The 26687-nt window shown below is 67.7% G+C and carries 23 protein-coding genes; 20 read left to right on the plus strand and 3 right to left on the minus strand.

The genetic code is table 11. The features are described 5' to 3' along the window. Window positions 1-263: 263 nt before the first annotated feature. The 3 genes from OSC30_RS04155 to OSC30_RS04165 are packed head-to-tail and all read left to right on the plus strand — an operon-like array spanning window position 264 to window position 4101. On the plus strand, window positions 264-2036 hold the full coding sequence (locus OSC30_RS04155; RefSeq protein ID WP_425474733.1) for an ATP-binding protein: 1773 nt from the start codon (window positions 264-266) through the stop codon (window positions 2034-2036). Beyond that, a complete protein-coding gene (locus OSC30_RS04160) occupies window positions 2033-2479 on the plus strand; it encodes a response regulator (RefSeq protein ID WP_267170572.1) in 447 nt (148 codons plus the stop codon). Before OSC30_RS04155 ends, OSC30_RS04160 begins: the two co-directional genes overlap by 4 nt. Before the next feature lie 47 nt (window positions 2480-2526). Then, window positions 2527-4101, plus strand: a complete 1575-nt coding sequence (locus OSC30_RS04165) for a hybrid sensor histidine kinase/response regulator (protein ID WP_267170573.1) — start codon at window positions 2527-2529, stop codon at window positions 4099-4101. Window positions 4102-4264: 163 nt separating this feature from the next. Here the strand turns inward: OSC30_RS04165 and OSC30_RS04170 are convergent, their stop codons facing one another. Next, window positions 4265-5686 (minus strand): sigma-54-dependent transcriptional regulator, encoded by a 1422-nt coding sequence (locus OSC30_RS04170; RefSeq protein ID WP_267170574.1) that lies wholly within the window; start codon window positions 5684-5686, stop codon window positions 4265-4267. A gap of 337 nt (window positions 5687-6023) precedes the next feature. Then, on the minus strand, window positions 6024-7631 hold the full coding sequence (locus OSC30_RS04175) for a sensor histidine kinase (protein ID WP_267170800.1): 1608 nt from the start codon (window positions 7629-7631) through the stop codon (window positions 6024-6026). A gap of 314 nt (window positions 7632-7945) precedes the next feature. Here OSC30_RS04175 and sucC point away from each other — a divergent pair, with 314 nt between their 5' ends. Next, window positions 7946-9106: an ADP-forming succinate--CoA ligase subunit beta gene (gene sucC, locus OSC30_RS04180; protein WP_267170575.1), complete on the plus strand. Its 1161-nt coding sequence runs from the start codon at window positions 7946-7948 to the stop codon at window positions 9104-9106. 87 nt (window positions 9107-9193) lie between these two features. Next, window positions 9194-10066 carry a succinate--CoA ligase subunit alpha gene (sucD, locus tag OSC30_RS04185; RefSeq protein WP_267170576.1) on the plus strand — a complete coding sequence of 291 codons (873 nt, stop codon included), beginning with the start codon at window positions 9194-9196 and terminating at the stop codon, window positions 10064-10066. Window positions 10067-10145: 79 nt separating this feature from the next. Here sucD and OSC30_RS04190 read toward each other — a convergent pair whose 3' ends face one another. Next, window positions 10146-12572, minus strand: coding sequence for a TonB-dependent receptor plug domain-containing protein (locus tag OSC30_RS04190; protein WP_267170577.1), 2427 nt, complete (start codon window positions 12570-12572; stop codon window positions 10146-10148). Between the two features lie 233 nt (window positions 12573-12805). On the opposite strand from OSC30_RS04190, the gene OSC30_RS04195 reads away from it, so the two are divergent. From OSC30_RS04195 to ybgF, 15 genes are all read left to right on the plus strand, one after another. After that, on the plus strand, window positions 12806-13102 hold the full coding sequence (locus tag OSC30_RS04195; RefSeq protein WP_267170578.1) for an FmdB family zinc ribbon protein: 297 nt from the start codon (window positions 12806-12808) through the stop codon (window positions 13100-13102). 221 nt (window positions 13103-13323) lie between these two features. Further along, entirely contained in the window at window positions 13324-15078 is a 1755-nt protein-coding gene (gene aspS / locus OSC30_RS04200; protein ID WP_267170579.1) for an aspartate--tRNA ligase, read from the plus strand. A 90-nt stretch (window positions 15079-15168) separates the two neighbouring features. Further along, a complete protein-coding gene (locus OSC30_RS04205) occupies window positions 15169-15798 on the plus strand; it encodes an esterase/lipase family protein (RefSeq protein ID WP_267170580.1) in 630 nt (209 codons plus the stop codon). Window positions 15799-15948: 150 nt separating this feature from the next. Next, window positions 15949-16671: a YebC/PmpR family DNA-binding transcriptional regulator gene (locus OSC30_RS04210; protein ID WP_267170581.1), complete on the plus strand. Its 723-nt coding sequence runs from the start codon at window positions 15949-15951 to the stop codon at window positions 16669-16671. Further along, complete coding sequence (ruvC, locus tag OSC30_RS04215) at window positions 16664-17266, plus strand: crossover junction endodeoxyribonuclease RuvC (RefSeq protein WP_267170582.1); 603 nt, start codon at window positions 16664-16666, stop codon at window positions 17264-17266. The genes OSC30_RS04210 and ruvC overlap by 8 nt, the downstream gene beginning before the upstream one ends. Next, window positions 17263-17862, plus strand: a complete 600-nt coding sequence (ruvA, locus tag OSC30_RS04220; protein ID WP_267170583.1) for a Holliday junction branch migration protein RuvA — start codon at window positions 17263-17265, stop codon at window positions 17860-17862. The genes ruvC and ruvA overlap by 4 nt, the downstream gene beginning before the upstream one ends. 23 nt (window positions 17863-17885) lie before the next feature. Beyond that, entirely contained in the window at window positions 17886-19802 is a 1917-nt protein-coding gene (locus tag OSC30_RS04225) for a potassium transporter Kup (protein WP_267170584.1), read from the plus strand. A gap of 201 nt (window positions 19803-20003) precedes the next feature. Next, complete coding sequence (gene ruvB / locus OSC30_RS04230; protein WP_267170585.1) at window positions 20004-21047, plus strand: Holliday junction branch migration DNA helicase RuvB; 1044 nt, start codon at window positions 20004-20006, stop codon at window positions 21045-21047. A gap of 160 nt (window positions 21048-21207) precedes the next feature. Continuing rightward, on the plus strand, window positions 21208-21624 hold the full coding sequence (gene ybgC, locus OSC30_RS04235; RefSeq protein WP_267170801.1) for a tol-pal system-associated acyl-CoA thioesterase: 417 nt from the start codon (window positions 21208-21210) through the stop codon (window positions 21622-21624). Between the two features lie 22 nt (window positions 21625-21646). Next, window positions 21647-22333 (plus strand): protein TolQ, encoded by a 687-nt coding sequence (gene tolQ / locus OSC30_RS04240; protein WP_267170586.1) that lies wholly within the window; start codon window positions 21647-21649, stop codon window positions 22331-22333. A 19-nt stretch (window positions 22334-22352) separates the two neighbouring features. Next, the gene (gene tolR / locus OSC30_RS04245; RefSeq protein ID WP_267170802.1) at window positions 22353-22802 is read left to right on the plus strand and encodes a protein TolR; all 450 of its coding nucleotides are present in this window, start codon (window positions 22353-22355) and stop codon (window positions 22800-22802) included. Next, window positions 22789-23730: a cell envelope integrity protein TolA gene (tolA, locus tag OSC30_RS04250; RefSeq protein WP_267170587.1), complete on the plus strand. Its 942-nt coding sequence runs from the start codon at window positions 22789-22791 to the stop codon at window positions 23728-23730. The genes tolR and tolA overlap by 14 nt, the downstream gene beginning before the upstream one ends. A 7-nt stretch (window positions 23731-23737) precedes the next feature. Continuing rightward, window positions 23738-25054, plus strand: a complete 1317-nt coding sequence (gene tolB, locus OSC30_RS04255) for a Tol-Pal system beta propeller repeat protein TolB (RefSeq protein WP_267170588.1) — start codon at window positions 23738-23740, stop codon at window positions 25052-25054. 257 nt (window positions 25055-25311) lie between these two features. Continuing rightward, the gene (gene pal / locus OSC30_RS04260; RefSeq protein ID WP_267170589.1) at window positions 25312-25821 is read left to right on the plus strand and encodes a peptidoglycan-associated lipoprotein Pal; all 510 of its coding nucleotides are present in this window, start codon (window positions 25312-25314) and stop codon (window positions 25819-25821) included. After that, the gene (gene ybgF / locus OSC30_RS04265) at window positions 25821-26684 is read left to right on the plus strand and encodes a tol-pal system protein YbgF (RefSeq protein ID WP_267170590.1); all 864 of its coding nucleotides are present in this window, start codon (window positions 25821-25823) and stop codon (window positions 26682-26684) included. Before pal ends, ybgF begins: the two co-directional genes overlap by 1 nt. The last annotated feature ends 3 nt before the right edge of the window (window positions 26685-26687 follow it).

Below are 26687 nucleotides of genomic sequence, written 5' to 3' on the forward strand. Positions count from 1 at the left end.
CCTCCGACGGATAGGCCGAAGCCAGTGCGATGCTTCACCCCAGACCCTCCCGCGGGGGAGGGGGGCGATCGCACGCCCGCTATCACCTCACGCTAACGTGGCGTACGCTTTCATTGCACGTTTACCGGCCGGTGTAGACACGCCGTAAGCTCCGCCTGGCCGCCGAGCCGGTGAGGAACCTTCTGCGCATGCCCAGCCGCCATCGCGACCTGCTGCCCGAGCTCCGCCGCGGCCTGCACCGCTGGCGCGTGCCGCGCTGGCGCATGGCCGGGTTGCTGTGCGCGGTGCTGGTGATCGTGCTGCTGCCCTACCTGGCCACGCGCACCAGCCACGACGACGCCATGAAAGCGGGCCAACTGGTCACGCATTCCTCCGAGGTCAAGTCGCTCACCTACCGCATCGCCTACGTCACCCGCAGCAGCGAGGCGGCGATCTTCCGCCTGCTCGAAGGCGGCAAGGAGCCCAAACTGGTCGACAAGGCGCGCCAGGCTGGCAACGACGTCCCCGCGCTGCTCGGCCAGCTCAGCGACATGACCCGCGACAACCCCACCCAGCAGGCCGCCATCGGCGCCCTGGGCAACGTGGTCAACGGCCGGTTGGCGCTGCTGGAGCAGGCGCTCGCGCGGATCCAGCACGGCGACCGCAAGGGCGCGATCGCCGCCTTGCACGATGCCGGCACGTTGTTCCCCATGGACCAGCAGATCGAAACCGTGGTGCGCAACGAGGGCACCGTGCTGATGGAGCGCCGCGCCCATGCTCGCCGCAGTGCCTTCGAAAGCGCACTGGTGCTGGCGATCACCTCGATCGCGCAGATCGTGCTGCTGTCGGTGATCGTGGTGGTCTCCGAGCGCCAGATCGCCCGCCGCATGCGCGCCGAGACGCGCGAGAGCCAGGCGGTGCGCCGCTCGCAGATGATCGTGCAGGCCGTGCGCGAGCCGATCGCGCTGCTCAACGCACAGTTGTGCACGTTACTGGTCAATACCGCCTTCAGCGAGCTGTACGGCCTGCCGCAGGAGGACCAGCGCGAATTGCGCGCGCTGCAGGACGTGGGCGAGGGCGCCTGGACCGACGGCGCGCTGCTGCAGCGCCTGCGCGACGTGCTGCTGCACGATCGCGAGCTGTGGGATTACGAGCTGGTGCAGCGCACGGTCGGCGGCATCGATCGCCATGTGATGGTCAACGCCCGCCGCCTGCAACTGCACGAGGGCGACGAGCCGGTGCTGCTGCTCACCGTCAGCGACGTCACCGCGCGCGCGCTGGTCGAACAGCAGGTCAAGGAGCTCAACCGCCAGCTGGAAGGCAAGGTGGCGCAGATCTCCGACGTCAACCGCGAGCTGGAAGCCTTCAGCTATTCGGTGTCGCACGACCTGCGCGCGCCGCTGCGCCATATCGCCGGCTTCACCGGCAAGCTGCGCCGCCACCTGGAGCAGCACCTGGACGAGACCGCCGCGCATTACCTGGAGGTCATCGGCACCTCGGCCACGCGCATGGCCCAGTTGATCGACGACCTGCTGGTGTTCTCGCGGCTGGGCCGCGGCGCGCTCAGGCTGCAGGCGGTGGACATGCAGTCGCTGGTGGACGAGGCGCGCGCCCTGGCCGAATCGGACGCCGGCGACCGGCGTATCGAGTGGACCATCACCCCGCTGCCGATCGTGATCGGCGACGAGAACATGCTGCGCACGGTCTGGCAGAACCTGATCGGCAACGCGGTCAAATACACCGGGCGGCGCGAGGTGGCGAAGATCGCGATCGACGTGAAACGTGATCGCGATGGTGAATATGTCTTCACGGTGGCCGACAATGGCGCGGGTTTCAATATGGAATACGCCGGCAAGCTGTTCGGCGTGTTCCAGCGTTTGCATCGTGCGTCCGAATTCCCGGGCAACGGCATCGGCCTGGCCAATGTGCGCCGCATCGTCGCGCGGCACGGCGGCCGGGCCTGGGCCGAGGCCGAGCAGGATCGCGGCGCGAGCTTCCACTTTTCGCTGCCGGCCACCGAACTGGCCGAGGCGCGCACCGCGAGCCGTCCGTCATGAACAACCGACACCTGGGCCCCGTACTGCTGGTCGAAGACAGCCTCGCCGACGCCGAGATGGCGATGGACGCGCTGCGCGAGGCCAACCTGGCCAATCCGGTGGTGCACGTGGAAGACGGCGTGGATTGCCTGGACTATCTGTATTGCCGCGGTCCGTGGCAGGGACGCGAGGACGTCGATCCGTCGGTGATCCTGCTGGACATCAAGATGCCGCGCATGAACGGCCTGGAAGTGCTCACCCGCATGCGCGAGGACGAGCGCATGCGGACGGTCCCGGTGGTGATCCTGTCCTCCTCGCGCGAGGAGAGCGACCTGGCGCGCAGCTGGGATTTGGGTGTGAACGCCTACGTGATCAAGCCGGTGGACGTGGACCAGTTCTTCGAGGCGGTGCGTACGCTGGGCCGCTTCTGGGCGGTACTCAACCAGCTGCCCGAACACGAGTAATCCACGAGCGCTGGACGACGGAACGAAACAGGAGCGCAATAGACTGCATGCCGAACTCGAATACGCGCGTGTTGCCCACCATCCGCATCCTGCAGGTCGAGGACGACCCGCTCGATGCCGAATTGATCCAGGCCGAGCTGGACGCCGACGGCATCGCATACGACGTGCGTCTGGTCGACGACGAAGCCAGCTACACCGCCTGCCTGCAGGAGTTCGCGCCGGACATCGTGCTGTCGGACCTGAGCCTTCCCGGCTTCTCCGGCCAGCGCGCGCTGGAGCTGTTGCGCCAGCACGACGAGGACCTTCCTTTCATCTACGTGTCGGCCACGCTGGGCGAAGAGGCCGCGGTGGAGGCGCTGCGCAACGGCGCCACCGACTACATCCTCAAGCAGAATCCCACCCGGCTGGCCAGCGCCGTGCGCCGTGCACTGGCCGAGGCCGAGTCGGTGCGCGCCAAGCGCCGCGCCGAGGCCGAGCTGATCCGCGCCCAGCGCTTCGAGAGCCTGGCGATGCTTGCCGGCGGCCTCAGTCACGACCTGCGTAACCTGCTGCAACCTTTGCTCCTGGCCGGTGACAGCCTGCAGGACTACCAGGACGACCCGCGCCTGGCGCGGCTGGGCGCGCTGGTGCGCGATTGCGGCCGGCGCGGCCTGCAGATGGTGCAGTCGATGCTCTCCTTCGCCCGCGGCGCGAGGCGCGCCGAGCAGGTGCGGGTGGGCGCGCTGCTGGACGCGCTCGGCCTGCTGCTGCGCGGCAGCGTGCCGCGCGCGGTGACGATGGACGTGGAAGTCGGCGACCGCGAGCTCACCTTCGAAGGCAACCACACCGAGCTGCAGCAGGCCCTGCTCAACCTCAGCCTCAACGCCATCCAGGCCATGCCCGAGGGGGGCGAATTGCGCATCGCCGCGGTCGAGCACGAACTGGCGGAGGATTTCTTCCAGCCCGGCGAACAGCCCCATCCGGGGCGCTACCTGTGCCTGACCGTCGCCGATACCGGCGAGGGCATGCCGCCGCACGTGCGCGAGCACCTGTTCGAGCCGTTCTTCACCACCAAGGAGGGCGGCACCGGGCTGGGCCTGCTGTCCTGCAAGCGCATCGTCGCCAGCCATGGCGGCGTGATGCGGCTGGATAGCGAGCCGGGCCAGGGCACCGCGTTCCATCTTTACATCCCGCTGGACGAGCCGCCGGCCGAAGCGGTCGCGCCGGAAGAAGAAGAGAAAGAAAGTTTGCTCGGCGAAGCCGAGCGCGTGCTGGTGGTGGTGGAGGAGGCCGGCCCGCTGTCCCTGCTGGTCGACATCCTGGACGGCTACGGCTACCAGCCGCACGCCAGCCAGAGCGGCACCGCGGCGCTGCAGTGGATCGAGGCGCACGGCGTGCCGGACCTGGTGGTGATGGATGCGGACATGAACCTGTTCACCGGCGTGCGCACGCTGGCCGCGTTGATCGAGCACGGCTATCGGCGGGCGGTGTTGCTGCTGGCCCGGCCCGAGGCGCCACCGGATCTGGAGGAGTTGCCGGCACTGGAGCAGCTTTACCTGGTGGACAAGCCGATCAATACGCAACAGCTGCTGCGCACGATGCGGCAGGCGTTGGGTGGGCAGGAAGCGGGGGCGGGCGAATAACTTCAGCTCCCTCTCCCCGGCGCAGCCGGGGGAGAGGGTTGGGGAGGGAGAGGGGGAGGCTGTTGCGTCAAAAAGTGCAGAGAGGGTTCCCCGCAAGCCCGGCCCCTCACCCCAGCCCTCTCCCCGAAGGGGAGAGGGAGCAAAGGCGCGCGAGGCGGGATCTTTAGTCGATCCCGAGCTTCTTCAGCTTGTACCGCAGCGCCCGGAAGGTGATCCCCAGCTTCTTCGCCGCCGCGGTCTTGTTGTAGCGCGACTCCTCCAGCGCCTTGATGATCGCCGTGCGCTCGAGGTTGCTGATGTAATCGTCCAGCGGCACGCCGCTGCCGGGGCCGACGTGCGCCGCCGGCGGTTGCGCGGCGGCCGGGCTGCCGGTCTGGGGCGCATGCATGCCACCGTGCGCGGGATCGAGCGGCTCCTGCTGGCGCAGCGGGCGTTGCGGCAGCATCAGGTCGACGGCGTCGATGGTGTCGCCCTCGCACATCGCCATGGCGCGCTCGAGGATGTTCTCCAGCTCGCGCACGTTGCCGGGAAAGTCGTAATCCTCCAGCGCCTGTTGCGCGTCCGGCCGCAACCGGCCGGGCGCGCCGCCGCTCTTGGCGGCCAGCGAGCGCAGGATGAAGGCGGCCAGTTGCGGCACGTCGCCGCGACGCTCGCGCAGCGGCGGCACGCGCAGCTCGATCACGTTGATGCGGTAGAACAGATCCTGACGGAACTGGCCCTGCTCGACCAGCCGTGCCAGGTCCTTGTGCGTGGCCGAGAGGATGCGTACGTCCACCGGCACCTCCTCGCGCGCGCCGATCGGGCGCACCGCTTTTTCCTGGATCGCGCGCAGCAGTTTCACCTGCATGTGCAGCGGCAACTCGGCGACCTCGTCGAGGAACAGCGTGCCGCCATGCGCGGCCTGGAACAGGCCCTCCTTGTCGGAGCTGGCGCCGGTGAAGCTACCTTTTTTGTGGCCGAAGAACTCGCTCTCCATCAGTTCGGACGGGATCGCGCCGCAATTGACCGGCACGAACGGCCCGCTGGCGCGCGGGCCCTGTTCGTGGATCAGCCGCGCCACCAGCTCCTTGCCCACGCCTGACTCGCCGGCGATGTACACCGGCGCCTGGTTGCGCGCGAGCTTGGTGATGGTGGCGCGGACCTGCTGCATCGCCTGCGAATCGCCCACCAGCCGGCCGGCCGCGCCGGTCGCCGCCGCGGCACCGCTCTTGCGCTCCTCGGCCAGCTGCAGCGCGGTGCGCACCAGCCGCCGCAGCATCTGGATGTCCACTGGCTTGGAGACGAAATCGAAGGCGCCCGCCTTGAGCGCGTTCACCGCCGCGTCGACGTTGCCGTAGGCGGTGATCATCGCCACCGGCATGTCCGGATGGGTCGCGGCGATCAGCTCGATCACCTCGTGGCCGGTGCCGTCGGGCAGGCGCATGTCGGTGAAGCACAGGTCGTAGCTGCGTTCGCCCAGCGCCCGCCGGGCCTCGGTCACGGTGCCTACCGCCTCCACCTGCAGGTCCATGCGACCCAGCGTGATAGTGAGCAGCTCGCGGATGTCGCGTTCGTCGTCGATGACCAGGACGGTCTGTGCGGACATGGTTCTCTTCGTCAGCGGTTAACGTTCGAAGGGTATAGCAGTTTGGCCGTCCTGTGCTCTGATCCTGGGCAGGAAATGGCGTGAGCGCGGCCTTCACGCGCTGCTTCCTCTCCCCCGGGCGAGCGGCGGGTGACAGGCCGGATTCGCGTTTAGCCATGTCCGCTGATCCGCACAAGCCCTCTGTAGGAGCCCACTTGTGGGCGATGCCGTTTCTGGCGCCCAGGCCTTGGCGCATCGCCCACAAGTGGGCTCCGGCGAAAGGCGCGGACCGTTGCAGGCGTCCTGCAGCCACGTGCATTGCGCTGCGGAGATCCCCCCGGGAGGGAGCAAGACGGCTTCAGTTCGCGTCGCCGCCCTCGGCCGGATGCCGCGCCGGCGGCGTGAGGGTCAGCCGGAAGCAACTGCCGCCGCCGGCCACCCGCACGTACTCCAGCGAGGCCTGGTTGGCTTCGCTCATCTGCCGCGCCAGGTACAGGCCCAGGCCGGTGCCGTATTCGTGCGTGGTGTAGAACGGCTCGAAGATCTGCGCCGCGACCTTGGGCGCGATGCCCGGGCCACGGTCGATCACCTCCATGATCGGCACGCCATGTTCGCCCTGGCGCACCACCACCATCACCCGCGCCGGCTCGCCGGGCATGCGGCCGTAGCGCAGTGCGTTCTGTACCAGGTTCCACACCACCTGCTGCAACTGCTGCGGATCGGCCACTGCCGCCACGGCCGCGTTGCCGGTGATGACCCTGAGCGAATCCTCACCGATGTCGTTGCCCTGCTTGTACTCGTCGACGAAGCCGTTGCACCAGCGGCCCAGGTCCAGCGTCTCCGGGCGCGAGCGCTCGCGCCGCGAGAGCTGCAGGATGTTTTCGATGATCTCGTTCAGGCGTACGCAATGGTTGTTGATGATCTCGACCATGCGCGCATCACCGCTGTTGAGTTCCTTCGACTCGGCCAGCAACTGGGCGGAATAGCGGATCGCCGCCAGCGGGTTGCGGATCTCGTGCGCGATCGAGGCGGACAGGCGGCCCAGCGAGCTGAGGGTGAGCTCCTCGGCACGGCGCGAGAGCAGCGAGGTGTCGTCCAGGAAGATCAGCACATGCGAGTCGTCGTTGGGCGCCAGGCGGGTGAAGCGGGGCACCACCTCCGGGACGCCATCGGCGAGCTGGGTGGCCGTTTCGTCCAGCTTGCCGGAGGTCATCCAGTGGTACAGCCGGCGCGACAGCTCCGGCGCCAGCTTGCCCAGGTCGCGCTGGTCGGCGGGCGGGTTGCCCAACAGCATCCAGGCCGATTCGTTCAACTGGTGGATGCGGTTGGCGTCGTCCACCAGCAGCACGCCGGTCTTCATGCGCCGGATGATCAGCTCATTGACCTGGGAAAGGTTGGCCAGGTCGAGGCTGCGCTGTTCGGCCAGCGCCTCGGTGGCGCGAAGCTGCCGGCCCAGCACGTGGCACAGCGTGGTGCTGGCGAAGTAGGCCAGGCCGAGCAGGCCCGACTCGAGCAGGTCGCCGTCGCCGTGTGCCTCGACGATCAGCGTGTGGCCGAGCATGCCCAGCGTGGCCAGCGCGGCGAAGAAGCTCGATAGCCGCAGCGGCAACACCAGCGCGCCGGTACACAGGTTGACCGCCAGCATCATGGCGATGCCGATGCGCGCCTCGTGGATCAGCCAGGCAGCCAGCACCGCCACCATGATGTCCACCACCAGCGCGCCGGACACCACCACCCGTGCGTTCGCCATCGCGTGGCGCGTCTGCGCCAGCATGCCCACGGCGAACAGCAGGTAGACCCCGATCACCACGTAGGCCAGCACCGGCTGGTCGACCGTCGGCCAGGTCAGCCGCGGCGAGCTCAGTGCCAGGCCCGCGTAAACCAGTGCCTGCGCCAGCCGGAAGTAGTTCAGGAAGAACAGTTCGTGGCGGATCGCCTGGCCGGCGGGACGGGCGGCCTGGAACACGGGCGGTTCGGCGGTGGGTATCGTGGGGGTCACGTTGACGGCTTCCGCGCGGCGTTCGTCCGAGTATAGACAGGCCGGCGCGCATCGCCAGCGCTGGCGCCGCGGACGGGCCGCCGGGGGCGGCACTTTCCATAACGACCGGCTTTGCGCGAAAATGCGCGGCCGTATTGCGTGATTCCTGCCCGGTGACCCCGGCAGCGCGCGCACTGCACGCCGGCAGCGCGTCGTGAACCCGCCGTCCGACCTCTCCCGCGCCCACGCGCCCCAAGCGCGCGTGCGGCCGATACGTTTCCCCGTTCGCTCGAGGTATAGGAATGAATTTCCACGAGTACCAGGCCAAAGAGCTGTTCGCGCAGTACGGCATCGCCGTCCCGCCGGGCAAAGTTGCCAACTCCCCCGATGCCGCCGTCGACGCCGCCAAGGCGCTGGGCGGCTCGCAGTGGATGGTCAAGGCGCAGATCCACGCAGGCGGCCGCGGCAAGGCCGGCGGCGTCAAGTTCTGCAAGAGCCTCGACGACGTGCGCGATGCCGCCAAGGGCATGCTGGGCACCAACATGGCGACCTACCAGTCCGCCGGCCGCGCGCTGCCGGTCAACCTGGTGCTGGTGACCGACGCCACGAATATCGCGAAAGAGCTTTACCTGTCCGTGCTCGTGGACCGCGACTCCAAGGCGGTTTCCTTCATCGCCTCCAAGCACGGCGGCGTCGACATCGAGCAGGTCGCCAAGGACACGCCCGAAGACATCCACACCATCGTGGTCGACTTCGTCGAAGGCCTGCAGCCCTACCAGTGCCGCAACCTCGGCTTCGCGATGGACCTCAACGCCAAGCAGGCCAACCAGCTGACCAAAATCATGCTGGGCCTGTACAAGCTGTTCAACGAGAAGGACCTGTCGCTGGTGGAGTTGAACCCGCTGGCGATCCTCGAGGACGGCAACCTGGCCGCGCTCGACGGCAAGGTCAATTCCGACGACAACGCCGACTTCCGCCATCCCGAGCTGGTCGCCATGCGCGACCTGAGCCAGGAAGACGCGGCCGAAGCGGCCGCCGTGCAGCACAACCTCAACTACGTGACCATGGACGGCACCATCGGCTGCATGGTCAACGGCGCGGGCCTGGCCATGGCCACCATGGACGTGATCAAGCTGGCGGGCGGCGAGCCGGCCAACTTCCTCGACGTCGGCGGCGGCGCCACCAAGGAGCGCGTGACCGAGGCGTTCAAGCTGATCCTGTCCTCGGACAAGGTGCGCTGCATCCTCGTCAACATCTTCGGCGGCATCGTGCGCTGCGACCTCATCGCCGAGGGCATCATCGCCGCGGTCAAGGAAGTGGGCCTGAAGATCCCGGTGGTGGTGCGCCTGCAGGGCACCAACGTGGAGAAGGGCCGCGAACTGCTGGCCAACTCCGGCCTGGCGATCACGCCGGCCGACGATCTCAACGACGCGGCCCAGAAAGCCGTCGCCGCCGCCAAATGATTCTCTTGTAGGAGCGCCCTTGGGCGCGACCGGATGGCGGTCGCGCCCAAGGGCGCTCCTACAGGGACATGAACACAGGACATTCCCATGAGCGTTCTCGTCAACAAGAACACCAAGGTGCTGGTGCAGGGCTTTACCGGCCAGCAGGGCACCTTCCACGCCGAGCAGGCGATCGATTACGGCACCAAGATCGTCGGCGGCGTGACCCCGGGCAAGGGCGGCAGCCAGCACATCGGCCTGCCGGTCTTCAATTCGATGGACGAAGCCGTCGCCGAGACCGGCGCCGACGCCTCGGTCATCTTCGTGCCGCCGCCGTTCGCGGCCGACTCGATCCTCGAGGCGATCGACGCGGGCATCCGCGTGATCGTGGCGATCACCGAAGGCATCCCGGTGCTGGACATGCTGCGTGTGAAGAACGTGCTGGCGCAGCATCCGGAAACCGTGCTGATCGGGCCGAACTGCCCCGGCGTCATCACCCCGGGCGAGTGCAAGATCGGCATCATGCCCGGCCACATCCACCAGCCGGGCAAGGTCGGCATCGTGTCGCGCTCCGGCACGCTGACCTATGAGGCCGTGTTCCAGACCACCAACGAGGGCCTGGGCCAGTCCACCTGCATCGGCATCGGCGGCGACCCGATCAACGGCCTGAACTTCATCGACTGCCTGAAGCTGTTCCAGGACGATCCGGGCACCGAAGGCATCATCATGGTCGGCGAGATCGGCGGCAGCGCCGAGGAAGACGCGGCCGAGTTCATCGGCGAGTACGTGACCAAGCCGGTGGTGTCCTTCATCGCCGGTGCGTCGGCCCCTCCGGGCAAGCGCATGGGCCATGCCGGCGCGATCATCTCCGGCGGCAAGGGCACCGCGGCGGCCAAGTTCGCGGCGCTGGAGAAGGCGGGCGTGACCACGGTCAAGTCGCCGGCCGACCTTGGCAAGACGCTGGCGAAGCTGATGAAGTAAGCGCGCGAGTCCTGCGCACGGCAAAAGGCCACGCATCCGCGTGGCCTTTTGCTTTGGGGCGGGTCCGTTCCCGGCGCGCCTACCAGCTGTAGCGCACCTTCCCGTACACGTATGCGCCGTTGAATCCGAACGGCGAGAACACGCTGTAGGGCATCGCGCCATTGTTGTCGCTGGCCTCGATCACGCGGTCCGGGTAGCTGTCGAAGACGTTGTCCGCGCCCACCGTGAACATCCACTTGTCCAGCGAGTAGTTGAGCGCCAGGTCGAACAGCCACTTCGAGTCGAACACCTGGTCGAGCGTCGGATCGGTCGAGTTGTACGAGGTGAAGCTGCCATAGCGGGTCAACGTGCTGTCCAGGCTCCAGCGCCCGTTGGTGTAGAGCCAGTTGAAGATCAGCTTGCTGCGCGGCGTGGTGTCGGCCAGCAGGCCGTACTGGTCGCGCCGGTCGATGCGCCGGAAGCTCACGCCGAGGGCGTCGAGTACTGCCGGGTTGGGGCGCACGTCGGTGACTTCGTTCTTGTTGTAGTTGTAGCTGATGGTGGTGTGCAGCGAGGCGCCGTCGCCCACGTCGAACAGGTAACTGGCCACCAGGTCGATGCCGCGCGTGCGCGTGTCCACCGCGTTGGTGAAGTAGGAGATGCCACTGAAATTGGTGTCGGCGATGCCGTTGGCGGCCAGGTAGTCGCGCACCGCCGGCGAGGTGGTCGAGATCGTGCTGGACAGCGTGACGCGGTCGCGGATCTTGATCTGGTAGAGGTCCGCGCTCAGATCCAGCCCGTCGACCGGACTCCATACCGCGCCGAAGGTGAAGTTGCGCGACTTCTCCGGCTTCAGGGGTTCACCGCCGAGCAGGGTGGCGATGCCGCTGGTCGAAGACACCAGGCCGGTGCTGTAGATGCCCGCGGGCAGCCCCAGCGAATTGCCCGCGCCGAAGTACAGCGAGGACGTGTACGAATAGAACTGTTGTGCCAGCGACGGCGCGCGGAAACCGGTCGAGGCGCTGCCGCGCAAGGCAAAGCGGTTGGTGAAGTCAAACCGCGCGGCCAGCGCGCCGGAGGTGGTGGTGCCGAAGTCCGAGTAGTCCTCGTGACGCACCGCCAGCGACGTGCCCAGGCGGTCGGTGAGATTGGTCTCCAGGCTCAGGTACTCGGCCACGTCGTGGCGACTGTGAGAACCGGCGTTGGCCGGCTGGTAACCGCCGAAGCCCTGCGCGCCGCCGGAGAAGCCCGAGGTGCCGGTGTAGTACGAGGGCAGGTCGCCGGCCTGGATGCCATAGCTCTGGCGCAGGTATTCGGCGCCGAAGGCCAGGGTCACCGCGTTGGGCAGCCAGCCAACCGACAGCTCCCTGGCGATGTCCACGTCGAACGACTGCTGCGCGGCATCCAGGATGCCGTCGTGGAAGCGCGTGGGTGTGCTGCCGAAGTCCTCCAGGTAGGCGCGGTTGAGCGTGTTGAAGGTGGCGTAGGAGACCCGGTTGCCGCCGTAGTTGCCGCTGACGTCCCAGCGCCAGCCGCCGGCAGTCCTGCCGCGGATGCCGACCACCAGCGAGCGATCGGTCGAGTTGGCGTTCTCCAGCGGCAGGAACCCGTTGGGGTAGATCGACGGTACCGCGTTGGCGTTCTCCAGGTTGCGGAAGAACGCCGGCGAGACCGAGTCGCGCTTGCCGTAGTGGCCGAACGCGTAGAGCTGAGCGCCGCCGAAGTCATACTGCGCGTTGATCATCAGGTTGCGGTCGGTGACCTCCGGATCGCCGTAGCGCTGCGTGACGCCCTCCTGCGGGCGCGTGCGGTTGGGACCGGCGCGGTTGGTGTAGTCCTGGTGGCCGGCCTGCGCGGTGAAGCGGATCCAGCCGGCATCGGACAGCGGGATGCCCGCGTTGGCCGAGCCCTCCCACTTGCGCCCGTCGCCAGCGGCGTACTGGCCGCCACTCAGGCTCACGTCGCCGCCTGCGGCGCCCTTCTTCAACACGATGTTGATGACGCCGGCGATGGCGTCGGAACCGTACTGCGCCGACGCACCGTCGCGCAGCACTTCGATATGGTCGATCGCACCGATCGGGATGGTGTTGAGATCCACCGCCTGCGAGCCGCGGCCGAGCACGCCATTGGTCAGGATGATCGCGCCCGGGTGCCAGCGCTTGCCGTCGACCAGCACCAGCACCTGGTCGGGCGAGAGGCCGCGCAACTGCGCGGGACGCTGCGAATCGGCGGTGTCCGCGGCGGAGGGCCGCGGGAACGTGAGCGAGGGAATCACCCGCGCCAGCGCGGTGGCCAGTTCGGTGGTGCCGGTCTGCTTGAGCAGATCGGCCGAAACCACGTCCACCGGGGTGAGCGAGCTGCTCTCGGTACGGTTGTCGGCGCGGGTGCCCGTGACGATCACAGTGCCGAGGTTCTTCGCCTTCTGCGCGGCGGGCGTGGTGTCCTGGGCCTGGGCGGCTGGGGCGCAGGCGAGCAGCACCGCCGCGGGAATCAGGGCGAGGCGGGGAAGGGGGCGGGAATGGATCACGGGAACTCCTGTAACGATGCGGGCGATGCGGGGTTGGCATCGGGGCGAAGGGACGTATCGACGTCCAGGGCGCGCGCACAGGCGTGGGTGTCGCGTGGGGTCCATGCGCGCCTCCGGCGCAGGCTACTCCCGGCGATCGGGCGCTGCCAAGGCGCGCGCCATTGAAATCGGGACGGCTGACTCGATAATGCGCACCAGTGGATTACAGGGCTTCGCGCCCGGAGTTTTCGCCCATGCCCATCTATGAATTCGAATGTGCCCAGTGCGGGCACCGTTTCGACCGCCTGCAGAAGCTGTCCGACCCGGACCCGGCCGCCTGCCCGTCCTGTGATGCGCCACGGGTGCAGCGCAAGTTGAGCGCGCCCTCGTTCCGCCTGGCCGGTAGTGGCTGGTACGAGACCGACTTCAAGAAGGACGGGGACAAGAAGCGCAACCTGGCTGGCGACGGCGAGGCCAAGGCCGCCGCGCCGGCGCCCGCGGCCGCCCCGGCGCCGGCCAGCGAGAGCAAGCCCGCGGCAAGTAGTGACTGATCGCGCAGCGCTTCCACTTCGCATGCTTGCGCAAGCTACGCTCAGCGCGAACCGATCTTTCTGAAACCCGTTGAAACCGTGAGCCCTGAGCGCAGGCCGCCGGCCGGAGTCGAAGGATCCGGCCGGCACCGGCCGGCGCGAGCCATCTGCGGCGAGCGCGGATGCTAAAATCGCCCGTTCGCACGCCTCAATCGGCACCATCCCCCGGAGTTTCGCTTCCTATGCGCACGCACTACTGCGGCCTCATCGACGAGTCGCTGGTCGGCCAGACCGTCACCCTGTGCGGCTGGCTCAACACGATCCGCCTGCAGAGCCACGTCGCCTTCATCGACCTGCGCGACCACGAAGGCCTCGCCCAGGTAGTCGTCGAGCGCGAGAACGCGGACGCCTTCGCGGTGGCGGGCGAGGTCGGCAACGAGTATTGCCTGAAGGTCACCGGCACCATCCGCAAGCGCCTTTCGGTCAACGACAAGCTCAAGACCGGCACGGTGGAGCTCGTGGCCGACAGCGTCGAGGTGCTCAACGCGGCGAAGGACCTGCCTTTCGCCATGCACGAGAACCCCAACGAAGACCTGCGGATGACCTACCGCTACCTCGACCTGCGCCGCCCGGAAATGCAGGCGATGATGCGTCGGCGCATCGCGCTGGTGCAGGCGCTGCGCCGCTACCTGGATACGCGTGGCTTCCAGGACATCGAGACGCCGATCCTGACCAAGGCCACGCCCGAGGGCGCGCGCGACTACCTGGTGCCCAGCCGCGTGCATCCGGGCCAGTTCTACGCGTTGCCGCAGTCGCCGCAGCTGTTCAAGCAGATCCTGATGATGGCCGGCTTCGACCGCTACTACCAGATCGCCCGCTGCTTCCGCGACGAGGACCTGCGCGCCGACCGCCAGCCGGAATTCACCCAGCTCGACATCGAGTTCGCCTTCGTCGAAGAGCAGGACGTGCAGGACTTCGTCGAGGGGTTGATCCGCCACGTGTTCAAGGAAGTGGTGGATGTGGAGCTTGATGCCAGCTTCCCGCGCATGACCTACGCCGAGGCGATGCGCCGCTTCGGCTCCGACAAGCCGGACCTGCGCATCGCGCTGGAACTGGCCGACGTGGCCGACGCGCTCAAGGGCGTCGAGTTCAAGGTGTTCGCCGAACCGGCCAACGATCCGGCCGGCCGCGTGGCCGCGCTGCGCGTGCCCGGCGGTGCGGCGCTCTCGCGCAAGGACATCGACGGGCTGACCGAGTACGTCGGCCGATATGGCGCGAAGGGACTGGCCTGGATCAAGGTCGAGGATCGTGCCAAAGGCCGCGAGGGCATCAGCTCGCCGGTCGCCAAGTTCCTCGACGATGCGGCGCTGGAAGCGGTGCTGTCCGCCACCGGCGCGCAGACCGGCGACATCGTGTTCGTCGGCGCCGGCAAATGGAAGACCGTCACCGACTTCATGGGTGCGCTGCGCCTGAAGGTCGGCAAGGATCGCGGCCTGGTCGAAGCCGGCTGGAAGCCGCTGTGGGTCACCGACTTCCCGATGTTCGAGTACGACGACGAGGAACAGCGCTACGTCGCCCTGCATCATCCGTTCACCGCGCCCAAGGTCGACGACATCGCCGACCTCAAAGCCAACGTCGCCACGGCGGTCAGCCGCGGCTACGACATGGTCATGAACGGCAACGAGATCGGCGGCGGTTCGATCCGTATCCATCGGCCGGAAATGCAGAGCGCGGTGTTCGAACTGCTCGGCATCGGAGCGGACGAAGCCGAGGCCAAGTTCGGCTTCCTGCTCAAGGCGCTCAAGTTCGGCGCGCCGCCGCATGGCGGGCTGGCCTTCGGCATCGACCGCATCGCCGCTCTTATGGCGGGCACCGAGTCGATCCGCGACGTGATCGCCTTCCCCAAGACCACCAGCGCGCAGGATCTGATGACCGACGCGCCCTCGCCGGTAGCCGAGGCGCAGCTGAAGGAGCTGCACGTCAAGGTGGCCGGCTGACCGGAATCCGTAAGGTGGGCTTCAGCCCACCTTGCGCCCCCGCCGCACACCCCAAGGTGGGCTGAAGTCCACCCTACGACAGGCAGCGCCATGCCCGACCAGATCATCCTGCTGCACGGCCTGTGGATGCGCGGCTTCGCGCTGGGCCTGCTGCACAAGCGGATGGCCGAGGCGGGCTTCGCGGTCGACCGCTTCGACTACATGAGCGTGGTGTCCTCGCAGGAGCGCATCGTCGAACGCCTGCATTCGCGCATGCAGCGCCATGCGCCCGGTCCCGTGCACCTGGTCGGCCACAGCCTCGGCGGCCTGCTGGCGTTGCAGGCCTGCCGCGAGGCGGCCGACCTGCCGCCGGGGCGGATCGTCTGCCTCGGCTCGCCGGTCAAGGGCAGCGCCGCGGCGCGCGGCTTCGCCGGTTTCGGCCAGGGTGGCGAGGCCCTGCTGGGACACAACCGCGCGCTGCTCGAACACGGCATGGAGTGTTGGGAGGGTGCACGCGAGGTGGGCATGATCGCCGGCCGCGTGCCGATCGGCCTGGGCGCCATGCTGGCGCACATGGAAGGAGAACACGATGGCACCGTGGCGGTTGCCGAGACGCAACTGCCCGGCCTTGCTGACCATTGCGTGGTGGAAACCAGCCATACCGGGCTGGTGCTATCGGCCGACGTGGCCCGCCAGACGGTGCATTTCCTCCAGCACGGCCATTTCGCCCCGGCCTTGTAGGAGCCCACTTGTGGGCGATGCTTTTCCTGCGGCACCAGAGCAAGAGCATCGCCCACAAGTGGGCTCCCACAAGGACTCGGTCGTGCGTTGTGGGCGGACTGCCCGGTTGGAGTAAAATCGCCCGCTTGTCCATTGTTCAGGTTTTCCCCCATGGGTAGAGGCCCGTCCATCGAAGGTCGCAAGAATGCCGAAGACGCCAAGCGCGCCAAGGTGTTCACCAAGCTGATCCGCGAAATCACCGTCGCCACCCGCGCCGGCGTTGCCGACCCGGCCGCCAACCCGCGCTTGCGCGCGGCGGTGGACAAGGCGCTGTCGGCCAACATGACCAAGGACACCATCGAGCGCGCGATCAAGCGCGGCTCGGGCGCCGAAGGTAGTGGCGAGGAGCTGCGCTACGAGGGCTACGGCCCGGGCGGCGTGGCGATGATCATCGAGTGCTTCACCGACAACCCGACCCGCACCGTGGCCGACGTGCGCCACGCGCTGACCCGGCACGGCGGCAACCTGGGCACCTCCGGCTCGGTGGCGTTCCAGTTCAATCGTTGCGGCGAGCTCACCTTCGCAACCGGAGGCGACGAGGCGGCCGAGGAAAAGGTGCTGGAAGCGGCACTGGAAGCCGGTGCCGACGACGTCGTCAACGAGCACGGCGAAAGCACGGTGATCTGCGCGCCGGAAAACTTCGAAGCGGTGCAGCAGGCATTGGCCGACGCCGGTCTGGAATCGCTGCACGCCGGTGTCGGCATGCGCGCGAACAATCGCGTGGCGGTGCCCGACGACGTGCTGGAGCCGCTCAATGACCTGCTCGATCGCCTCGATGCGCTGGACGACGTGAGCGAGGTCTATCACAACGCCCTGCTGCCGGCTGATGGGTAGCAGGGGCGCCGGGGACCAGGGAACGGGGGACGGGGAACGGCAGGATCGCGCGCCGCTTCCCGTTCCCCGTCCCGCATCCACGCGCATCCTTGGCATCGACCCGGGCAGCCAGCGCACCGGCGTGGGCATCATCGACGTGGACGCGGCGGGCAAGCTCACGCACGTGTTCCACGGTGCGTTGGCGGTGGCCGGCGAAGCGACGTTCCCGTTGCGCCTGAAACGCATCTTTGACGGGCTGGTGGCCATCATCAGCGAACATCAGCCGGCCGAGTGCGGCATCGAGCGGGTGTTCATGGCGCGCAATCCGGATTCGGCGCTGAAGCTCGGCCAGGCGCGCGGCGCGGCGATCTGCGCGGCGGCGGCCCGGGGCCTGGCGGTGCATGAGTACGCGCCCACCGAAATCAAGCAGGCGGTGGTCGGCAGCGGCCGCGGCGACAAGACGCAGGTGCAGCACATGGTGGGCGTGCTGCTGGGCCTCAAGGGACCGTTGCAGCCGGACGCAGCCGATGCGCTGGCGATCGCGGTCACCCATGCGCACACGCGTGCCAGCCTGGCGCGCGTGGGCATTCCCCGTACGGCCTGGAGACGGCGATGATCGGACGACTGCGCGGCATTCTGGTTTCCAAGCAGCCGCCCTGGCTGCTGGTCGACGTCGGTGGCGTCGGCTACGAGCTGGAGGCGCCGATGTCGACCATCTACGACCTGCCGCAGACGGGCAAGGAAGTGACCCTGCTCACCCACTACGCGGTCAAGGAGGACAGCGTCGCGCTGTACGGCTTCGGGCGCGAGGACGAGCGCGCGCTGTTCCGCAACCTGCAGAAGGTTTCCGGTATCGGCGCCAAGATCGCGCTGGCGGTGCTCTCGGGTGTCTCCACCGCCGATTTCGCGCGGCTGGTGCAGGCCGGCGACGTGGTCGCGCTGACCAAGATCCCCGGCATCGGCAAGAAGACCGCCGAGCGTATCGTCGTCGAATTGCGTGACCGCGTCGAAGGTCTGGGTGTGCGCCTGCCGGGCGCTTCCGGTGCGGCCGCCGGCGCGCCGCTCGATCCGGCGGGCGAGGCCACCGTTGCCCTGCAGCAATTGGGCTACAAGCCCGCCGAAGTCACCCGGCTGGTGCAGAAGGTCGCCGCCGAGGGCGATGACGCCGAAAGCATCATCCGCAAGGCGCTGCGCGCCGCGCTGGGTGCGTGAGCCGGATGCAGGAACGAGTGGACATGAACGACACCAACCGCGACGCGCCGCCGCCCGCCGACAGCGGCGAGCAGCTGCACGGCGCCAAGGGCGCGCTGATCCTGGGCGCCATCGGCGTGGTGTTCGGCGACATCGGCACCAGCCCGCTGTACACGCTGGCCGAAGTGTTCCGCCCCGAGTACGGGCTGCATCCGTCCGAAAGCACCGTGCTGGGCGTGCTCTCGCTGGTCACCTGGTCGCTGATCTCGGTGGTGGCGATCAAGTACGTCACGCTGGTGATGCGCGCGGACAACCGTGGCGAGGGCGGCATCATGGCGCTGATGACCCTGGCCCAGCGCGCGGTCGGCGGCTCGCCGGCGGCTCGGCGCGTGGTGATGCTGATGGCGCTGCTGGGCGCGGCGCTGTTCTTCGGCGATGGCGTGATCACGCCGTCGATCTCGGTGCTCTCGGCGGTGGAGGGCCTGGAAGTGATGGCCCCATCGCTGGAGCACTGGGTGGTGCCGCTGGCGGTGGTCGTACTGCTGTTCCTGTTCTGGCTGCAGCGGCACGGCACGGCCAAGGTCGGCGCGCTGTTCGGGCCGGTGATGGCGATCTGGTTCCTTACTCTGGCGGTGATCGGCGTGTGGAACATCATCCAGGCGCCGGAGGTGCTCAAGGCGCTGTCGCCCTGGTACGCGGTGCGCTTCTTCGCCTCGCACGGGTCGATCTCGTTCGTGGCGCTGGGCGCGGTGGTGCTGTGCGTGACCGGCGCCGAGGCGCTGTACACCGACATGGGCCACTTCGGTCGCTTCCCGATCCGCGCGGCCTGGTTCTTCTTCGTGCTGCCCTCGCTGTTGCTCAATTACTACGGCCAGGGCGGGCTGCTGCTGCACGAGCCGGAAGCGGCGGAAAACCCGTTCTTCCACGCGGTACCCGAGTGGGCCGGCTACCCGATGATCGTGTTGGCCACGGCGGCCGCGGTGATCGCTTCGCAGGCGGTGATTTCCGGTGCGTTCTCGGTCACCCGCCAGGCAATCCAGCTGGGCTTCGTGCCGCGCATGCAGGTGGTGCATACCTCGCGCGAGGCGATCGGCCACATCTTCCTGCCGTGGGTGAACCGCGCGCTGATGGTGATGGTGATCCTGACCGTGGTCGGCTTCGGTTCGTCCAAGGCGCTCGGTGGCGCCTACGGCATCGCGGTGACCGGCACCATGGCCATCGATACGCTGCTGGTGATGCTGGTGGCCTGGCGCATGTGGAAGTGGAGCCTGGCGGCGGTGATCCCGCTTACGCTGGCGCTGCTGTGCGTGGACCTGGCCTTCTTCGGCGCCAACACGCTGAAGATCCCCGACGGCGGCTGGTTCCCGCTGGTACTGGGCCTGTTCCTGTTCGCCACCATGACCACCTGGCGCCGCGGCCGCGAGCTGGTGGTGCGCGAGATCAAGCAGGGCGGGCTGGCGCTGGCGCCGTTCATCGAGAACATGGCCGAGCACCCGCCGCTGCGCGTGCCCGGCACGGCGGTGTTCCTGGCCGGCAACCAGTCCGCGGTGCCGCACGCGCTGTTGCACAACCTCAAGCACAACAAGGTGTTGCACGAGCGCAACGTGATGCTGACCGTGCAGGTGCTGGAAACGCCGGTGGCCGAGGCCGAGGAGCGCATCGAGATCACGCCGATGGACGGGGGCTTCTACGGGCTGGAGCTGCGCTTCGGCTTCGCCGAGGACCCCAACATCCCGCAGGCGCTGTCGCTGTGCGGCCGCGAGGGGCTGGCGTTCGACCTGATGGACACCACCTTCTTCCTGTCGCGCGAAACCATCGTCGCCGACGTGCGCCGCCCCGGCATGGCGCTGTGGCGCGACAAGCTGTTCGTTTTCCTGTCGCGCAACGCGTTGCCGGCCACGGCGTTCTTCCAGATCCCCGGCAACCGGTTGATCGAGCTGGGCGCGCAGGTGGAGATCTAGGCCCTTGGCGCCGCCACCCCGGCGCAGCCGGGGGAGAGGGTTGGGGAGAGCGGGAGGCCTTTGCTCTGGTTTCCAGGCTTGTTTCTCCCGCGCTGGCATGGCGTCGTAGGGTGGGCTTGGGCCCACCGTCGTTCTCGCGAGGAGGTCCGGTGGGCTGAAGCCCACCCTACGGGTCTTTTGCCGGCCTGCCATAATGGCCGCATGACCGAAGCGCGCATCATCACCCCCGCCGCCCAACTCGACGACGAGGCGCTGGAGGCCTCGATCCGGCCGCAGCGCCTGGCCGAGTACCTGGGCCAGCAGGCGGTGCGCGAGCAGCTGTCGATCTACATCGAAGCGGCCCGCAGGCGCGGCGGTGCACTGGACCATGTGCTGATCTTCGGCCCGCCGGGCCTGGGCAAGACCACGCTCAGCCACGTCATTGCCAACGAACTGGGCGTCAATATCCGATCGACCTCCGGTCCGGTGCTGGAGCGCGCCGGCGACCTGGCCGCGCTGCTGACCAATCTCGAGAAGAACGACGTGCTGTTCGTCGACGAGATCCACCGACTCTCGCCGGTGGTGGAAGAGGTGCTCTATCCGGCGATGGAGGACTTCCAGATCGACATCATGATCGGCGAAGGCCCTGCCGCGCGCTCGATCAAGCTGGACCTGCCGCCGTTCACGCTGATCGGCGCGACCACGCGTGCGGGTTTGCTTACCGCTCCGCTGCGCGACCGCTTCGGCATCGTGCAGCGGCTGGAGTTCTATTCGGCCCAGGAGCTGACCTCGATCGTGCGGCGCTCGGCGCGGATCATGGCGATCGACTGCGAAGTCGAGGGTGCGGCCGAGATCGCGCGCCGCTCGCGCGGCACTCCGCGCATCGCCAACCGCCTGTTGCGGCGCGTGCGCGACTACGCCGAGGTGCGCGCCGGCGGCCGGATCACGCTGGAAGCGGCGCAGGCGGCGATGACCATGCTGAAGGTCGATGCCGAAGGCTTCGACGAACTGGACCGGCGCATGCTCGCCACCATCATCGAGAGTTTCGACGGCGGTCCGGTTGGCGTCGAGTCGCTGGCCGCGGCGTTGTCCGAGGACCGCGGCACGCTGGAGGACGTGGTCGAGCCCTACCTGATCCAGCAGGGATTTCTGATCCGCACCGCGCGCGGGCGCATGGCCAGCGCCAAGGCCTGGCGGCACCTGGGCCGCAATCCGCCGCCGCGGCAGGCGATGGTGGGGGACATGTTCGAAGGCGGCGAAGGCTGATCGGCGCTCCCTTGCAGGGGCCCGCCTGCGGGCGATGCTTTTGCGATCGATCGACGAAGAGCATCGTCCGCAAGCGGGCTCCTACAAGAGCCGCGACGATTTGAACCTGGGGCCGCCAACCAGCATGCTCTCCCGGTTCACCGCCAAACCGCGAGCCTCCATGTCCCCGACCGCCCCCTTCGCCTGGCCCGTCCGCGTTTACTGGGAAGACACCGATGCCGGCGGCGTGGTCTACCACGCCAGCTACCTGCGCTTCCTGGAGCGCGCCCGTACCGAATGGCTGCGTGCGCAGGGCGTGGACCAGTCGGCCTTCCGCGAGGCCACCGGGCTGGCCTTCATGGTCCGCGCGATGGAGCTGGACTTCCTGCGGCCGGCCCTGCTGGATGATGAATTGTCGGTGACGGTCGCCGTCAAAGCATGGCGTTCAGCCAGTATCCTGTTCGATCAAGCGATCGGCCGGGCGGACGGCACGGAGCTGGTCCGCGCCCAGGTGCGGGTCGCCTGCGTGGATCTGAACCGCATGCGCCCGGCGCCGATCCCGGCCGATCTCACTCCCGGCCTCGCCCCCAAGACCTGAGCTTTCTGGAGAGCCCCAAGCCATGAACGGTGGATTGAACATTTTCAAGCTGGTGGCCGAGGCCAGCCTGCCCGTACAACTGGTGATGCTGCTGCTGCTGGTGTTCTCCTTCCTGTCGTGGGTCATCATCCTTCGCAAGTACACGCAGATGAAGGCGGCGATGGAGAACGCCGAGGCGTTCGAGGAGCGGTTCTGGTCCGGCGGCGACCTGGCCGGCCTGTTCCGTGAGGTCAGCGGCCGCGGCGCCGACAACGGCGGCATGGAAACCATCTTCGAATCGGGCTTCCGCGAGTTCGCCCGCCAGCGCCAGCGCAAGACGCACGACATGCGCGTGGTGATGGAAGGCACCGAGCGCGCGATGCGCGTGGCAGGAACCCGCGAGATCGGCGGGCTCGAACGCAACCTGGAATTCCTCGCCAACGTCGGTTCGATCAGCCCGTACATCGGCCTGTTCGGCACCGTGTGGGGCATCATGGGTGCCTTCCAGGGCCTGGGCGAGGTCAAGGACGTCACCATTGCCGTGGTCGCCCCGCACATCTCCGAGGCGCTGATCGCCACCGCCATGGGCCTGTTCGCCGCGATCCCGGCGGTGTGGGCCTACAACCGCTACGCCAACAAGGTCGAGCGCGTGGCTTCGCGCTACGAGGTCTTCCAGGAGGAGTTCTCCTCCGTGCTGCAGCGGCAGATCCAGACCGACGAAGCGATCTGACGAGGGCAAGCCCATGGCCATGCGAAACGCCGCGCGCCACAAGCGCATGAAGCTCAAGTCCGAGATCAACGTCGTGCCCTACATCGACGTGATGCTGGTGCTGCTGATCATCTTCATGGTCACCGCGCCGATGATGAACGCCAACGTCGACGTCAATCTGCCGCAAGCCAACGCCCGGTCGATGGCCGACAAGAAAAATCCGGTGATCGTCTCGGTCGACGCCGACGGCAGCCTGTACCTGACCCTGGAAGGGGCCAAGAAGGAGCCCGTCGACGTCGCCACCCTGCAGGCCAAGGTCGGCGCATTCGTCAAGGCCAACCCGGAGGTCAGCGTGCTGGTGGCCGGGGATCGCGACGGCAAGTATGAGGGCGTCTACCAGGTACTGGCCGACCTGCAGCAGGCCGGCGTCAGCAAGGTCGGCCTGATGAGCCAGCCGCAGGGCGCGGGCGCGGGCAATGCAGGAAAATAAGGGCACCTCCACGGCGGTCCTGCTCTCCGCCGTATTGCACCTTGGCATCGTCGGCTTCCTCGCGCTGGCGATCGTGCCGTGCTCGTTCTACGAGAGCATGTTCAGCGCGCTGCACCTGCCGGCGAGCTGGAACCCGATCACCTGTTCCAAGCCGTTGCAGCTGCAAGGCCCGGTGATCGAGGCCACGTTGATTGGCGCCACCGGCACGCCGCCGCCGAAGGCGATCAAGAAAGCCAAGCCGGTGCCGACCATCCCGCCGCCGCCGACCGTTACGCCGCCGGACATCAAGACGCCCCCGCCGGAGATCAAGACCCTGCCGCCGCCGCCGGAGCATCCGGACGTCGTCGATCAGGAGAAGATCGTGGCCGAGGCGCTGGAAAAGGCCGAGCAGGCCAAGAAGGAGCAGGAAGAGAAGCAGCGCCAGCGCCAGGCCGAACTGGATGCCCAGGCAGCCAGGAAGAAGGAAGAGCAGAAAAAGCAGCTCGACGCCCTGTTCGCCAAGATGGATGCGGCCGCCGCCGCGCGCCAGAAAGCGGAAAACCGCGCCAAACAGGCCAGGCAGCAGTTGGAGGACCTGAAGGACGCCAAGGACGAGGGTGAGGCGGACCTGCCGCGCGCCGCGCAACGCCAGACCGGCAACAACGCCCAGAACAGCTCGCTCACGGACCAGTATCAAGCGGCCATTCAGAATGCGGTCACGCCCAATTGGTTACGTCCGGATAACATGCCGGATGTTCCATGCACGGTGCATATCGTCCAGATCATCGGGGGCGATGTGATGAGTGCGAAGGTCGATCCCAGCTGTCCGTACGACGAGGCCGGCAGGCGCTCGATCGAAAATGCCGTGCTCAGAACCAAGACTTTGCCGTACAAGGGGTTCGAGAGCGTATTCAGTCGCGAACTGACCCTTACCTTCAGGCCGCAGTGAGACCTTCATGCCCAGATTGAAATCGCTCTTCGCCCTTGCCGTGCTGTGCCTGGCCGCGCTGGTGGCTGGCCCCGCGGGTGCGCAGGCGCTCAACGTGGACATCGTCGGTGGCGTCAAGACGGCCACGCCGATCGTGGTGGTGCCGTTCGCCCAGCAGGGTGGCGCGCCTCTGCCCACCGACGTGGCTGACGTCATCCGCAACGACTTCAACCGCTCGGGGAAGTTCCGCGCGCTGGCCAGGAGCGAGATCGTCGAGTCGCCCTCGCGCGGGGCCGACATCAAGTTCGCCACCTGGCGGTTGCTCAAGCAGGACTACATCACCGTCGGCCGCATCAGCGACGCCGGTGGCGGGCTGCTGCGGATCGAATACGAGCTGTGGGACGTCAACAAGCAGCAAAGCCTGCTCTCGCAGGCGTTTACCGCGCCAGCCGGCGACCTGCGCGGCGTGGCCCACCAGATCGCCGATCAGATCTACGAGAAGATCACCGGCGTGCGCGGCGCCTTCTGGACCCGCATCGCGTACATCACCGCCGTGGGCCTGGGCAACAACACCACCTATTCGCTGATCGTGGCCGATTCGGACGGCTACAACCCGCAGGTCGTGGCCCGCTCGCGCGAGTCCCTGCTGTCGCCGTCCTGGTCGCCGGACGGTACCAAGATCGCCTATGTCTCCTTCGAGAGCGGCAATTCGCAGGTCTACGTGCAGGACATCACCACCGGCTCGCGCCAGCTGGTCGCCGCGCACAAGAAGGGCATCAACGGCGCGCCGGCCTGGTCGCCGGACGGCAGCAAGCTGGCCGTGTCGCTGTCCTACGTGGGCAACCCGGAGCTGTTCGTGATCGACATGGCCACGCGCAAGGAAACGCGCATGACCAACAGCCTGTCGATCGACACCGAGCCGACGTGGGCGGCCGATGGCCAGACCATCTACTTCACGTCCGACCGTTCCGGCCGGCCGCAGGTCTACCAGATGCCTGCCGGCGGCGGCTCGCCTACCCGCATCAGCTTCGACGGCCAGAACAACGCCAATGCCGACATCAGCTACGACGGCAAGCTGATCGCGATGGTGCAGGGCAATGGGAACGTGTATCGTATTGCCATTATGGATCGCAGTCTGGGTGGGCAGGTGCGCTTCATCTCGCCCGGTCCGATTGACGACTCCCCGAGCTTCGCACCGAACGCCAGCATGTTGTTGTACGCGGCTACCGAAGGGCGCCGTGGCGTGCTGTATGCCGTTTCGGCCGATGGCCAGGTCCGCCAGCGCCTCGTGCTGTCCGACGGGGATGTACGCGAACCGGCCTGGGGGCCGTACCGGCAGCGTTGAGTTTTTTAATTCCGTTGGGCGCGAAAGCGTTCCGGCGGAATGCCCATGGAGCGGGCCGAAACGGCGCTTCGGCGTCATTTCGCTTCTGGTGGGCGCCGCCAAGGCGTCCAGCCAATCGGTTGCCAGGCGCGATGAGCATCTGGCCCGGGTTACACCAAGCGTCATACAACAAGCCGGCCCACCGGCGAACACCGTCCCGTAACCGCAATCGTTATTGACTGTCGGAACTCAAACCCCGTTTTGAAGGAACGTCACCCATGAATAAGACCGCACGCGTCGCCCTGGTCGCCCTGCTCTGCATCGGCGCAGCCGCTTGCTCCAAGAAGCAGGAAGTCAAGCCGCAGCCGCCCCAGCCGGAGCCGCAGCCGCAGACCCAGCCGGTGCAGGAAAGCAACAAGTACACCCCGGCCGATCTCGACACCGACGCCTGCCTGCGCCAGCGCGTCGTGTACTTCGATTTCGACAAGACCGAGATCAAGCCCGAGTTCCAGGAAATCATGGCTTGCCACGCCAAGTACCTGCAGGACCGCCCGGAAGCCCACCTGCGCCTGGAAGGCAACACCGACGAGCGTGGCACCCGCGAGTACAACCTGGGCCTCGGCGAGCGCCGCGGCAACGCCGTCTCCGACGCGCTGCAGGCCAACGGCGGCTCGGCCAGCCAGCTCGAAGTGATCTCCTACGGCAAGGAAAAGCCGGTGTGCCGTGAGCACAACGAGGACTGCTGGAGCAAGAACCGCCGCGTCGAGATCGTTTACACGGCGAAGTGATGAAGACCGCACTGGCTAAGCGTTTCACGGCCAGGCTCGGCATGGCGGGCGCGATTGCGTCCGCCATGCTCGTTGCCGTTCCGGCTTTGGCACAGAACTCCCGCCTGAGCCTCGCCGATCGCGTGGCACGACTGGAGCAGCAGGCGCAGGCGCAGGCGCAGAACCAGGGCGGCGTCGGCATGGTCAACCAGGTGCAGCAACTGCAAGCGCAGGTGCAGCAACTGCAGGGCCAGGTCGAAGAGTTGCGCCACGAGCTGCAGCAGTTGCAGGATAAGGGCAAGGCGCAGTACATCGACCTCGATTCGCGGCTGGGCCGCCTCGAGGGCAACGGCGCCGGCATGAATACCCCGGCCGCGGGTGGCAGCACCCCGGCTTCTTCGGCTTCGGCCGCGAGTGCGCCGACACCGGCCAGCGCGGGCACCGCCGCCGCTCCGGCCAGCGCCGCCAGCGCGCCCGCCGCGGCCCCCGATGCGAACGCCCAGGCGGCCTACGACTCGGCCTTTCAGGCGTTGCGCGGTGGCGATTATGCGCAGGCCTCGCGTGGCTTCCGCAGCTTCATCCAGCAGCACCCGGACAACACGCTCACACCCAACGCCTGGTACTGGTTGGGCGAGTCCTATTACGTGACGATGAACTACCCGGTGGCGCTGGAAGCCTTCCAGCGGTTGCTGGCGCAGTTCCCGCAGAGCGAGAAGGCGCCCGACGCGCTGCTCAAGGTCGGCTACAGCCAGCTCGAGCTCAAGCAGACCGATGCCGGCAAGGCCACGCTGCAACAGGTCGCCAGCAAGTATCCCGATTCCCGCGCCGCCAGCCTGGCGCAGGAACGCCTGCGCCGACTGCAGCTGCAATCGGCGATTCGCTGAAGT

This window comes from Frateuria hangzhouensis, from assembly GCF_026410505.1.
Taxonomy (GTDB): Bacteria; Pseudomonadota; Gammaproteobacteria; order Xanthomonadales; family Rhodanobacteraceae; genus Frateuria_A; species Frateuria_A hangzhouensis.